The organism is Agrobacterium sp. 16-2014-1-2a, from assembly GCF_053522705.1.
In genome coordinates this window covers 71,792-84,317 of sequence record NZ_JBNWBX010000002.1, presented here as the reverse complement: position 1 = coordinate 84,317, position 12,526 = coordinate 71,792, and the positions used below count along the sequence as shown (strand labels likewise).

The window sequence follows — 12,526 nt, the reverse complement described above, 5'->3', positions numbered from 1 at the left end:
ACGGGGGAGTCCGGAGGAGAGACAGGGCTCTGCAATGCGCTCATTTGACATCTGTGGAGGACAGACAATGGCAAACGTAGCAGCCGTGAGCGGCGCCGCCCGTCCCATGACGGGTGAGGAGAAGAAGGTGATTTTCGCCTCTTCTCTCGGAACAGTCTTCGAATGGTACGATTTTTATCTGTACGGCTCGCTCGCGATCTATATCGGCGCGAACTTCTTCAGCCAATATCCGGAAACGACACGTAACATCTTCGCGCTTCTGGCATTTGCCGCCGGCTTCCTCGTGCGCCCCTTCGGCGCCCTGGTGTTCGGGCGTCTCGGCGACATTGTCGGCCGTAAATACACCTTCCTGATCACCATTCTCATCATGGGCGTTTCGACATTCCTCGTCGGCGTCCTGCCCGGTGCATCGCAGATCGGCATCGCAGCCCCGATCATCCTGATCATCCTGCGCATGCTTCAGGGTCTGGCGCTTGGCGGCGAATATGGCGGTGCTGCAACTTATGTGGCCGAACACGCGCCCAACGGTCGCAGAGGCTATTACACCTCATGGATCCAGACGACGGCGACGCTCGGCCTCTTCCTGTCGCTGATGGTCATTCTCGGCGTGCAGTTCGCACTCGGCAAGGAAGCCTTCGCCGCCTGGGGCTGGCGTATTCCCTTCCTCGTTTCGGTTCTGCTGCTTGGCGTATCGGTCTGGATTCGTCTGAAAATGAACGAATCTCCTGCCTTCAAGAAGATGAAAGAAGAAGGCAAGACCTCCAAGGCACCGCTCAGCGAAGCCTTCGGCCAGTGGAAAAACGCAAAGATCGCCCTGCTTGCCCTCGTCGGCGCCGTCATCGGTCAGGCCGTCGTCTGGTATACGGGCCAGTTCTATGCACTGTTCTTCCTGCAGAGCATTCTGAAGGTGGACGGCCAGTCGGCCAACATCATGGTCGCGGCGGCCCTCATCCTCGGCACGGGCTTCTTCGTGCTCTTCGGCTGGCTTTCCGACAAGATCGGCCGCAAGCCGATCATCATGGCGGGTCTCGTTCTCGCGATGCTGACCTACTTCCCGCTGTTCAAGGCGCTCACATGGGCGGGCAACCCGGCACTGGCGCAAGCACAAGCCAGCGTTCGCGCCACCGTGACCGCTGCTCCGGGCGACTGCAAATTCCAGTTCAACCCGACAGGTACGGCGAAATTCACCACATCCTGCGATATCGCCACCTCGTTCCTGACACGCAACTCCGTTCCCTATGACGTCGTTGCTGGAGCGGCTGGAACGCCGGCAAGCGTCAAAATCGGCGACGCCACCATTGCGAGCTACGACGCCATCGCAGCCGGTGCGGATGCTGCCGCAAAAGACAGGGCCTTCCAGAAACAGGTCAACATCGCGCTGCATGACGGCGGCTACCCGCTGGTGCGCGGCGTAGCACAGGTGCCGGACGCAAAACTGGATGCCTTCATTGCCGCCAACCCGGAACTCAACCTCAATGCGGAAGCCGTTCGCGCAGCCGACAAGAAGATGGTGGCGACCGACAAGCTGGTGGCCGACAAGTTGCTGACGCCGGCCGAGACCGCCGGAGCGGCGGAAATGGCCGTCTACAGCATTGCCGGTGGTGGTACCTTCGCCATGGTCGCCGATCCGGCTGCCGTGAACTGGGTCGTCATCATCGCGGTCCTGACCGTCCTCGTGATCTACGTGACGATGGTCTACGGCCCGATTGCGGCCCTGCTGGTCGAACTGTTCCCGACCCGCATCCGCTACTCCGGCATGTCGCTGCCCTACCATATCGGCAACGGCTGGTTCGGCGGCCTGCTGCCCGCCACCGCTTTTGCGATGAGCGCGGCGAAGGGCGATATCTATTACGGCCTCTGGTACCCGATCGTTTTCGCAGGCATCACGCTGGTCATCGGCCTGCTGTTCCTGCCGGAAACCAAGGATCGCGACATCCACACCATGGAGTGAGCGGTTTCGCTCCCGACGATAGAGACCCGGCGCTGACGCGCCGGGTTTTTTATTGCCGCAGTACCGCCAGTGCCCGAACTGGCCTTTCGCAGGCTGTCAATCCGCCGCAGGTAGAAACCGCCAAAAACAAGACAAAAACGCTCGAAATAGGCTATGACGCCGTATCGTGCGGAAAAGGGAGAGCCATTTTGAAAATCGGGACGCCTAAGGAATTATATGATGGCGAGGCGCGCGTCGGCATGACGCCCGACAGCGCGCAAGGCCTGCAGAAACTCGGATATGATTGCATCCTCGAAACAGGCGCGGGCAAGGCGGCGGGATTTTCCGACGACGCCTATCGCGCAGCCGGTGTCACCATCGTCGATAGCGCCGATGCGCTTTATACAGGTGCCGACATCATCGCCAAGGTTCGTCCGCCGGAAACGTCGGAGATTGATCGCCTGTCTTCGGACAAGACGCTGATCTCGTTCTTCTATCCTGCACAGAACAAGGACCTTCTGGAGCAGGCGAAGGAAAAGGGCGCAAATGTCATCGCCATGGACATGGTGCCGCGCATTTCCCGCGCCCAGAAAATGGACGCGCTGTCCTCCATGGCCAACATCGCCGGCTATCGCGCCGTCATCGAGGCCGGCAATAATTTCGGCCGCTTCTTCACCGGTCAGGTAACCGCCGCCGGCAAGGTGCCGCCCGCCAAGGTGCTGGTCATCGGTGCCGGCGTTGCCGGTCTTGCCGCCATCGGCACGGCAACCTCGCTCGGCGCCATTACCTATGCCTTCGACGTGCGCCCGGAAGTGGCCGAACAGATCGAATCCATGGGCGCCGAATTCGTCTATCTCGATTTCGCCGACCAGAGCCAGGATGGCGCAGCGACCGGCGGTTACGCCGCCCCCTCCTCGCCGGAATTCCGCGAAAAGCAGCTTGAGAAATTCCGCGAGCTGGCGCCGCAGATCGATATCGTCATCACCACGGCGCTGATCCCCGGCCGTGACGCCCCGAAGCTGTGGCTGGCCGACATGGTGGCGGCAATGAAGCCGGGTTCGGTCATCATCGATCTCGCCGCCGAGCGCGGCGGCAATTGCGATCTCACGGTGCCCGACCAGCGCGTCGTCTCGGACAATGGCGTCATCGTCATCGGCTATACGGATTTCCCGAGCCGCATGGCCACTCAGGCCTCGACGCTCTATTCCACCAACATCCGTCACATGATGACCGATCTGACGCCCGCAAAGGACGGTAAGGTCGTTCACAACATGGAAGACGACGTCATCCGCGGCGCGACCGTCACCTATCAGGGCGACATCACCTTTCCGCCACCGCCACCGAAGATCCAGGCCATCGCCGCGCAGAAACCGAAGGAACGAGCAAAAGAGCTTACGCCTGAGGAAAAGCACGCCAAGGAACGGGCCGAGTTCAAGGCGCAGACGAAAAGCCAGGTCGGTCTGCTCGTCATCGGTACGGCGGCCCTGCTTCTCGTCGGCCTTTACGCGCCGGCAAGCTTCATGAGCCATTTCATCGTCTTCGTGCTCGCCTGCTTTATCGGCTTCTCCGTCATCTGGAATGTCAGCCACTCGCTGCACACGCCGCTGATGGCGGTGACGAACGCGATTTCCGGCATCGTCATTATCGGCGCGCTGCTGCAGATCGGTTCCGGCAACTGGCTGGTGGTGCTCCTCGCCTCACTTTCCGTCCTGATCGCGACGATCAACATCGTCGGCGGTTTCCTTGTGACACGGCGCATGCTCGCCATGTTCCAGAAGTCCTGAGCCGTGTAGGGGACACATAATGACCATTGGTATCGTTTCCGCGGCCTATGTTGCCGCAGCCGTTCTATTCATCCTCTCTCTCGGTGGTCTTTCCGGGCAGGAAAGCGCCAAGCGCGCCGTCTGGTACGGCATAACAGGCATGGGTCTTGCCATTGTCGCCACGGTCTTCGGACCTGATGTCGGCAACTGGTTCATCGTACTTCTAATGCTGGCGGGTGGCGCCGTTCTCGGCTACTTCGTCGCAAACCGCGTGCAGATGACCGAGATGCCGCAGCTTGTTGCAGCACTTCACTCCTTTGTCGGTCTGGCCGCCGTCTTCATCGGCTTCAACGCCCATATCGAGGAAGCGCATGTCGCCTCGCTCGATGAGACGGCGCGCTCCCTGTTGACAGGCTTTTCCGCCCTCCTCGCCCACAAGACGCCGGTAGAACTGGCAATCATGAAGGTCGAGGTCTTCCTCGGCGTCTTCATCGGCGCCGTCACCTTCACCGGTTCCGTCGTCGCCTTCGGCAAGCTTGCCGGCAAGGTGGACGGCAAGGCGAAGAAGCTTCCGGGCGGACACGTCCTCAATGCCGGTGCCGCGATCCTGTCGCTCGTCCTGCTCATCATGTATTGCAACGGTGCTGGCGCATGGACGCTGGTGCTGATGACGCTTGCCGCCTTCTTCATCGGCTATCACCTGATCATGGGTATCGGCGGCGCAGACATGCCTGTCGTCGTCTCGATGCTGAACAGCTATTCCGGCTGGGCGGCGGCGGCCATCGGCTTCACGCTCGGCAACGATCTCCTGATCGTTACCGGTGCGCTTGTCGGCTCCTCGGGTGCGATCCTGTCCTACATCATGTGCAAGGCCATGAACCGCTCCTTCATCTCGGTCATCCTCGGCGGCTTCGGCGGCACGACGGGTCCGGCGATGGAAATCGAGGGCGAGCAGGTGGCAATCGATGCCGAAGGCGTGGCATCAGCGCTGAACGACGCTGACAGCGTCATCATCGTGCCCGGTTACGGCATGGCGGTGGCACAGGCACAACAGGCCGTTTCCGAACTGACCCGCAAGCTGCGCGCCGACGGCAAGACCGTGCGTTTCGCCATCCACCCGGTTGCGGGTCGTCTTCCCGGTCACATGAACGTGCTGCTCGCCGAAGCAAAGGTGCCCTACGACATCGTGCTGGAAATGGACGAGATCAACGACGATTTCCCCAATACCGACGTCGTCATCGTCATCGGCTCCAACGACATCGTCAACCCGGCGGCACAGGACGATCCCAACTCGCCCATCGCCGGCATGCCGGTTCTGGAAGTATGGAAATCCAAACTGGTCATCGTTTCCAAGCGCGGCCAGGGCACGGGTTACTCCGGCATCGAGAACCCGCTGTTCTACAAGGACAACACCCGCATGTTCTACGGCGATGCGAAGAAGTCGATCAACGATCTTTTGCCGCTGATCAAGTGATGAAAAGGGCGTTTCCGGTTTCCGGGAGCGCCCTTCTTACTGACGTGAAAAGAAAACTCCGCCGTCATCCTCGGGCTTGTCCCGGTTGCAGATCCTCGGGACAAGCCCGAGGATGACGGCGCGCAAATAGCTGATCGTGAGTTAAGGGTAAACCGGCCCCAGAGACCGCTCTCAAAGCACCCGGTAACGCCGGTTGAAATACATCAGTGCTTCGTCGCCCTCATTGATCTTCATATCGACGACATCGCAAATCAGGATATCGTGCGTGCCGCCATCATGTGCCTCGCGAATGCGGCAATCGAAGGAGACCAGTGCGTCTTCCAGAACTGGAGCGCCGGTTTCGAGCACGCCCCAGCTTCCGGCAGCGAAACGTTCTTCCGCCGGTGTCTTGCCGCCGAACAGGGTGCTCAGCACCTCGTGCTTGGAAGCAAGCGTGTTGACGCAGATGACGCCATTGCCCTTCACCACATTATAAGCGGAAGAGCCGCGGTTGAGGCAGACGAGAAGCGTGGGCGGATTGTCGGAAACGCTGCAAACGGCCGTCGCTGCAAATCCCGCACGGCCTGCCGCACCGTCCGTGGTGACGATGTTGACTGCCGCACCGAGCCGCGCCATGGCGTTTCTATAATCGAGGCTGCGTTCCTGTGCAGTCTTCGTCTCCATTTCCGCTTCCTTTTCAAGAGACATCATCCGCATCTAAACCATCCTTCCTTAACAGGCCCTCAAGCCAGAACACAGGCGTCTTCGAACGCAAGTCGCGGCAGGCGGCCGAACAGCTTCGACGGATCGCCGTAACCAAGATTGATGAGGAAATTGGATTTCCACGTCGTACCCGCAAAAAATGCGGCATCCACCTTGCCCTTGTCGAAACCGGACATGGCTCCGGTATCAAGCCCGAGCGCGCGGGCGGCAAGAATGAGATAACCGGCTTGCAGCGTGGCATTGCGGAATGCCGTTTCCTCGGCTATCGCCGCACTGGAGGTGAACCAGGAACGCGCATCGGCATGGGGAAAGAGCATCGGCAGCTTCTCGTAAAATTCGCTGTCGATGGCAGCGATGACCGTGACGGGTGCTGCCATGGTCTTTTCCAGATTGCCCGAAGAAAGCGCTGGCCTCAATTTTTCCTTGGCTTCCAGGCTGCGCACGAACACGAAACGCGCCGGCGAGCAATTGGCCGAGGTCGGCCCCATCTTCGTCAGGTCATAAAGCGCTGTCACCGTCTCATCCCCTATTGGCTTGTCCGTCCAGCCATTGTGGGTGCGTGCCTCGGTGAAAAGTGTTGCCAATGCAGCGTCGTCCAATGCTCTCGTCATTTTACTCTCAAATCCCGTCAGAATGTTTGTGTTGCCGGTAGCAGAAACTGCAAAAGCCGCGCGTTGAAAAGGTCAGAATCGGTGATATTGACCGCATGCGCTCCGAAATCGAGAAGGCAAAGCTCGCTTTGCGGCAAACCCTCCACAAGACGCAGCGACCGGGTATAGGGCACCAGAAGATCGTCCCTGGTTGCCACTACCAGAACCGGATTGCCGATCTCGCCGAGGTGCGCGTCGATATCAAAGGCCCGGAGCGCCGCGATGCGCCGAAGCACATTCGCCCTGCCCTGAAAATGCGCGACGCCATGCGCATCGTCACGTGCCAGCCGCTCCTGATGCTCTGACATCCAGGCCGCCGGATAAAGAAACAGCGGCTGGGCTTTCACGAAAGCCTCGACACCGGATTTTTCCAGAAGCTCGATCCGCACATCGAAGCAGCGCCCGGAATGCGGATCGGCCTTGCTCCAGGCATTGATAAGAACAAGCCTGTCGATGAGGCCGAGCTTGCGAAGCGCGATATCGAGTCCGATCAGACCGCCAAGCGCATGGCCCATGAAGTGAAATTTTTCGAGGTTCAGCGCCGAGACGATCTCCAGCACATCATCGGCCATCGCCGATATGCCGCCATCCGCCGGCACCTCGCCGCCGGTCCGGCCAGTTCCGCGATGGTCATAGGTAACGATCCGGAAATGGCTGGAAAGGGCCTCGATCTGCGGCGCCCAATAGGCGCCCGATCCACCCAGTCCCGATGACAGCAGGATAGTGGGCGCCTCAGGCTCGGCCCGGCCATGAACCTCGAAATGCATCATTTTGCCGTTTCGCCTTACTTGCCGATATGTGCGACGGTGGCGATTTCCACCAGTGCATCAGGCTTTACGAGGCCGCACTGGATGCAATAACGCGCGGGCTTGTCGCCGGGGAAATATTCGGCATAGACTGTGTTTACGGCCTGATAATTCGCCCAGTCGGTGATGAAGATGTGGTTCATCGTCACGTCCTCCATCGTGCCGCCGGCGGTCTCAATAACGGATTTGATGGTTTCCAGAACATGGCGTGTCTGGGCGCTGGCATCGCCCACATGCACGACATTATTGTCCTTGTCGAATGGCAGCGTACCGGAAACGTAAACCACGCCATCGGCAAGGGTTCCCGGCGAAAAAGGGGCGATGGGTTTGCTTGTACCGGCAGGCACGACGATCTTCTTCGGCATTTCATTCTCCTCTTTGTGTTTGGGGATCAATCCCTGACGGGTGCGGCCTGCGAGATGACGCCGCAGAAATCATTGACGGTCGCCACCCAGCCGAAAAATTTCTCGACATTGTAGACCGTCGCCTGCTGGATATAGTCCGGGCCCAAATGATGCGTCGCATCCTCCAGCATCACCCCGAAATATTCGAGATGGAAAGCGTCGCGCAGCGAGCTTTCGACGCAGACATTGGTGGCGATGCCGACGAACACCAGATTGCGGATGCCGCGGGCACGCAGAACGCTGTCCATATTGGTGTTAAAGAAGCCGCTATAACGCGTCTTCGGCACCAAGATATCGCCGGGCTGCGGCTGCAACTCATCAACGATGGCATAGTCCCATGTGCCCTTGGCCAACAGCTGGCCCTGCAATTCAGGCCTTTTGCGCATTGTTTTCAGCGCGTTGGACTTGTGCCAGTTGGGCGAACCCGGCCCACCGGCCTCGACATAATCCTTGTCCCAGCCATTCTGAAAATAAATGACCTGAACACCTGCCGCCCGCGCTGCATCCAGCGTCTTCTTGATGTTGGCGATGGTGCCCTTGGCGCCGGAAATATCGAACCCGGCAAGATCGACATAACCGCCCTCGGTCGAATAGGCGTTCTGCATGTCGACCACGACAACGGCGGTCTCGCTGGGCTTGAGGGTAATCGGCTCCGGCCTTGCGGGAAGTGTGACACTTTCCGAACGGCTTTCCGGCCCCTTGTAACCCGCCACGACGGCTTCACTCATTCCGCTGCCTCCAGTTCGGCCAGCACATGCTGGCGGCTCTTCATCAGCGGCTGTACATATTTGCCGAATTTTTCGACGCCTTCGAGAAAATCGTCAAAGGTCAGCATCACGCCGCCCGTTCCCGGCACTTCGCTCATTTCATCCAGCATCGCCGCTACTTCCTCATAGGAGCCAATCAGCGTTCCCATGTTGATATTGACCGCCGAGACGGGATTGGACATGTGCCGGACATTGGTGTCGGAGCCGGACTTGGTGTCGACAGAACTCTGCAGGCCGAGCCACTTGATCGCGTCTTCATCCGCGCCCGCCTTGTAATGCTCCCACTTCGCCCAGGCATCCTCGGATTTTTCTTCCGCGAGGATCATGGTCAGCACGACGGATTTAACCTCGCGACCCGACTTTTCCGTTGCCGCCAGAAGTCGCTCATTGGTGGGTGCAAAAGCCTTTGGCGTATTGACGCCGACGCCGAAGCAGAAGCTGTAATCGGCGAATTTGGCAGAGAACGCCATGCCGGAATTGGAGGAACCGGCGCAGATGAGCTTCACATCCCCCTGCGGCACCGGCTTCATGCGGCAATCATCCATCTGAAAGAACTTGCCCTTGAAGTCCGACTGCCCTTCCGTCAGCAACTCTTTCAGCACGGAGGTATATTCGCCGAGATATTCATAGCGATCACCGAAATAATCGTCGCCCGGCCAAAGGCCCATCTGGCTGTATTCAGGACGCTGCCAGCCGGTAATAAGGTTGATGCCGAAACGCCCGCCGGAAATGGAATCGATCGTCGTCGCCATGCGCGCAACGATGGCCGGCGGCATGACAAGCGTGGCGGCGGTGCCGAACAGCTTGATCTTGGAGGTCACGGCGGCGAGGCCCGCCATCAGGGTGAAGGATTCCAGATTATAGTCCCAGAACTCGGTCTTGCCGCCAAAGCCGCGCAGCTTGATCATCGACAGTGCGAAATCGAAGCCGTACTTTTCCGCCTTCAGCGTGATTTCCTTGTTCAGGTCGAAGCTTGGCTTGTATTGCGGCGCGTTCTCGGAAAGGAGCCACCCATTATTCCCGATCGGTATAAAAACACCAACTTCCATCTTGCTGTTCCCTTTTTTGGCATCAGGCGTTTTCCTGATTTGAAGAAAGAGTAGCAGGTTCCGTGCCAGACGAAAAAAAATAATTTTATCAATTGGATAATTTTTTGGAGGCGAATTTCTTTTTACCAAAAGATAAAATTTTTATCATTTGGTAAATTAACATGCCTGTTTATTCGGCAAATATCGAACGCAATGTGCGGGAAATGAGTAGCTCTCACAATGGTTCTGAAGCGTTGCACGACAGCCGAAAACCACTCCTCCGTCACGCCGGACTTGATCCTGTATCCAGCCGCGGCCCGTCCGCGCCGCCAATAGAGCCCCGCGCGATCAAGCACTTGATCGCACTAGACCCCGGACCAAGCCCGGGGTGACGGCGTGGGGCGCTAAGACGAGGTCAGCACGAATGTGCAACGAGGCATTTCAAGCGCTGTGAAGACAACCAGCGACAAGCTATGCCAAAACCTCAACCGAGGCGTTGCTGCGCGTAGGCATGCACGGCCCTGAAGGCGGCTTCGGCGCCGGCGACGACCCGCTCCTCTTCTTCGATGGTCAGTGAAATTTCATCGAGCGCGGCCGTAAAGGTACGCCAATGCAGGCCGCGCCCTTCCGGAGCGCCGGCCAGATGGCGCGCGCCGAATTCTTCGGTGAGGCCAAGCTTGGCTGCGTCTTTCAGGAGGAAAGCCGCGCCGAGGTTCGAGCCTTCGACCACATAAAGCCAGCCCATGGCCTCAGGTAGATCGAACGGCGTTTCGCTGGTAAAGCGCGGCTCGTTTGTTTCAGGAATGGCGTGTCCCAGATCGGCAAGGTCCTGCTCTATCATAGAGAGACGGCGACGACCCTTAAGATCAGGCAGCAGGCCATCAAGCGTTTCATTGGAGAAAAACGCATCGAGGTCGCGATGGAAAAGATATTGCGTTTCCACGAATTTGCCGAAGTTCTCCCGGCTCTCGAACGGCTTCGCTGCCATGATGAAGGTATCGAGACCACCATGCGCGCCACGCGTGGCAGCCCTCAGGCGCTTCACGCGGCTCTGCTCGATCTCTTCCACAGGCGCTGCTGGCTCCACAATGGTCATGACGCTTCCCTTTATCCCATATTCAGATTGCCTGATAAAAATCTTTACTTAAACAGTCAAATTTATTTTAGCATTTTTCCTGTGCATCGCTAAAAAATGGCATTCGCGTAAACCGGTGTAAACATTCCATGCCCCACCGGGCGCAACACCGATCCTGAGGCAGCTTTAGAAGCCAATTCCCCCCGTTCCAGCCTACCGAACAATCATTCTGTAATTACCGCTTTACAACTAACATGTCAGTGTGCCATCAATCTGCAGCCATCTTGGAGGAGCATCTTAATTGACCCAGAAATTCGGCCTTTCGGCAGCACTGACGACCCCTTTCAAAACTGACGGAACCGTCGATACAGACGCCATGATCGCGCATGCCCGCCGTTGCCTTGCAAATGGTTGCGACAGCGTGACACTCTTCGGCACCACCGGCGAGGGATGCTCCGTCGGCAGCCGCGAACGGCAGGTCATTCTCTCCCGCTTCATTGAGGCAGGCATTGCGCCTTCCCGTCTGGTCACCGGCGTTCTCGTGGATTCCATCGAGGATGCAGCCGACCAGTCCGCCGAGGCCCTGAACGCAGGTGCCCGCAATATTCTTCTCGCCCCACCATCCTATTTCAAGAATGTCAGCGATGACGGCCTGTTTGCCTGGTTCTCGGCGGTTTTCGAAAAGATCGGCAAGGGCGCGCGCGACATTCTCGTCTATAACATACCTTCCGTGACCATGGTAACACTGTCGGTCGAACTGGTGGGGCGGCTGAGACAAGCGTTTCCGGGCATCGTCACCGGCGTGAAGGACTCCTCAGGCAACTGGAGCCACACAGAGCGCCTGCTGAAAGAACACGGCGATCTCGCCATTCTGATCGGCGATGAGCGTGATCTGGCCAAGGGCGTTCGCCTGGGCGGTCAGGGAGCCATCTCCGGCGTTGCCAATTTCCTGACGCAGGAAGTCCGCGCCATGGCCGTTGACGGCAAGGACGATGCACGCATCGTCGATCTTGTTGTGGAACTTCTGAAATTTCCGGTTACGCCCGCCGTCAAGGTGCTGGTATCACACACGACAGGGGAAAATATCTGGTCTGACGTGCGCGCGCCGCTCGTTGCCATTTCACCGGAGGGCCGGCGGCAGATCGAAGGCGCATTCGACGCGCTGTTTCGCAAACAGGCCGCCTGAACAGACCTTGAAAGGTTGAGCATGGACGATACCGGCGAACAGACATTGCGGGAACGGGCGTATGAAAGCTTTACGCATCACCTTCTCTCGCGCGACGTTCGCCCTGGGCAATTCATCTCGCAACGCCGCCTCGTGGAATTGACGGGTCTGCCGCTGGGCGCGATCCGGGAAGCAATTCCACGGCTGGAGGCGGAAGGTCTGATCAAGACCGTGCCGCAGCGGGGATTGCAGGTCGCCCATATCGACATCAACCTCATCCGCGAGGCGTTCCAGTTCCGGATCTTTCTCGAGAAGGAGGCCGTGGCGCTCTTTACGCGTTCGGCCTCGGACGAGACCATCGCCAAGCTGTTGAAACAGCACCGCGATATCGTCGAGGCGACGGAAAAAGGTGGGGAATCGCCAGAGCTGGACCAGCACGCGCAGCAGGTGGACTGGGGCATGCACGACGCCTTCATCGATAGTCTCGGCAATTCGATCATCTCGAACGCCTACAGGGTCAATTCCATCAAGATGCGCCTCATCAATCAGGAGCGCTTTCGCATCGCAGGCCATGTCAAATCGGTGATGAAAGAACACCTCGCCATTCTCGAAGCCATTGAGAAGCGATCCGTCGAAGACGCCGTGGAGCGGCTGACCGCCCATATCCGCAACGCAAGGGACAGGGCGCTGGCAGTATAGGGCAATTCCGGTAGGGCAGAAGAAAGGTCCTGGCCGGAATTGCATGAAAATAAGCAACAAGCC

Annotated in this window: 12 protein-coding genes; 5 read left to right on the top strand and 7 right to left on the bottom strand. The window is 58.6% G+C overall.

Features of this window, described 5'->3' with window-relative positions; genetic code table 11:
• The first annotated feature begins 67 nt into the window (after positions 1-67).
• The 3 genes from ACQZ45_RS09230 to ACQZ45_RS09220 all read left to right on the top strand — a co-directional run bounded on the left by ACQZ45_RS09230 (position 68) and on the right by ACQZ45_RS09220 (position 5,167).
• Entirely contained in the window at positions 68-1,951 is a 1,884-nt protein-coding gene (locus tag ACQZ45_RS09230; RefSeq protein ID WP_003514082.1) for an MFS transporter, read from the top strand.
• Positions 1,952-2,139: 188 nt separating this feature from the next.
• Positions 2,140-3,714, top strand: a complete 1,575-nt coding sequence (locus ACQZ45_RS09225; protein ID WP_113292373.1) for a Re/Si-specific NAD(P)(+) transhydrogenase subunit alpha — start codon at positions 2,140-2,142, stop codon at positions 3,712-3,714.
• Between the two features lie 19 nt (positions 3,715-3,733).
• Positions 3,734-5,167 carry an NAD(P)(+) transhydrogenase (Re/Si-specific) subunit beta gene (locus ACQZ45_RS09220; protein ID WP_003514086.1) on the top strand — a complete coding sequence of 478 codons (1,434 nt, stop codon included), beginning with the start codon at positions 3,734-3,736 and terminating at the stop codon, positions 5,165-5,167.
• A gap of 171 nt (positions 5,168-5,338) precedes the next feature.
• Here the strand turns inward: ACQZ45_RS09220 and rutF are convergent, their stop codons facing one another.
• From rutF to ACQZ45_RS09185, 7 genes are all read right to left on the bottom strand, one after another.
• Positions 5,339-5,863: an NADH-dependent FMN reductase RutF gene (gene rutF / locus ACQZ45_RS09215; protein WP_013636774.1), complete on the bottom strand. Its 525-nt coding sequence runs from the start codon at positions 5,861-5,863 to the stop codon at positions 5,339-5,341.
• A gap of 26 nt (positions 5,864-5,889) precedes the next feature.
• Positions 5,890-6,480 carry a malonic semialdehyde reductase gene (locus ACQZ45_RS09210; protein WP_113292358.1) on the bottom strand — a complete coding sequence of 197 codons (591 nt, stop codon included), beginning with the start codon at positions 6,478-6,480 and terminating at the stop codon, positions 5,890-5,892.
• A gap of 17 nt (positions 6,481-6,497) precedes the next feature.
• Complete coding sequence (gene rutD / locus ACQZ45_RS09205) at positions 6,498-7,289, bottom strand: pyrimidine utilization protein D (protein ID WP_162736267.1); 792 nt, start codon at positions 7,287-7,289, stop codon at positions 6,498-6,500.
• Positions 7,290-7,303: 14 nt separating this feature from the next.
• Complete coding sequence (gene rutC, locus ACQZ45_RS09200; protein WP_003492069.1) at positions 7,304-7,690, bottom strand: pyrimidine utilization protein C; 387 nt, start codon at positions 7,688-7,690, stop codon at positions 7,304-7,306.
• Positions 7,691-7,716: 26 nt separating this feature from the next.
• Complete coding sequence (rutB, locus tag ACQZ45_RS09195; protein ID WP_003514094.1) at positions 7,717-8,457, bottom strand: pyrimidine utilization protein B; 741 nt, start codon at positions 8,455-8,457, stop codon at positions 7,717-7,719.
• Entirely contained in the window at positions 8,454-9,545 is a 1,092-nt protein-coding gene (gene rutA / locus ACQZ45_RS09190; RefSeq protein ID WP_003504013.1) for a pyrimidine utilization protein A, read from the bottom strand. Before rutA ends, rutB begins: the two co-directional genes overlap by 4 nt.
• Positions 9,546-10,008: 463 nt before the next feature.
• Positions 10,009-10,620, bottom strand: coding sequence for a biliverdin-producing heme oxygenase (locus ACQZ45_RS09185; protein ID WP_113292357.1), 612 nt, complete (start codon positions 10,618-10,620; stop codon positions 10,009-10,011).
• Positions 10,621-10,900: 280 nt separating this feature from the next.
• Between ACQZ45_RS09185 and ACQZ45_RS09180 the strand changes: the two genes are divergently transcribed.
• Together ACQZ45_RS09180 and ACQZ45_RS09175 are read left to right on the top strand one after the other, a co-directional pair.
• The gene (locus ACQZ45_RS09180) at positions 10,901-11,785 is read left to right on the top strand and encodes a dihydrodipicolinate synthase family protein (protein WP_003504010.1); all 885 of its coding nucleotides are present in this window, start codon (positions 10,901-10,903) and stop codon (positions 11,783-11,785) included.
• Between the two features lie 21 nt (positions 11,786-11,806).
• Complete coding sequence (locus ACQZ45_RS09175; RefSeq protein WP_065662132.1) at positions 11,807-12,463, top strand: GntR family transcriptional regulator; 657 nt, start codon at positions 11,807-11,809, stop codon at positions 12,461-12,463.
• The last annotated feature ends 63 nt before the right edge of the window (positions 12,464-12,526 follow it).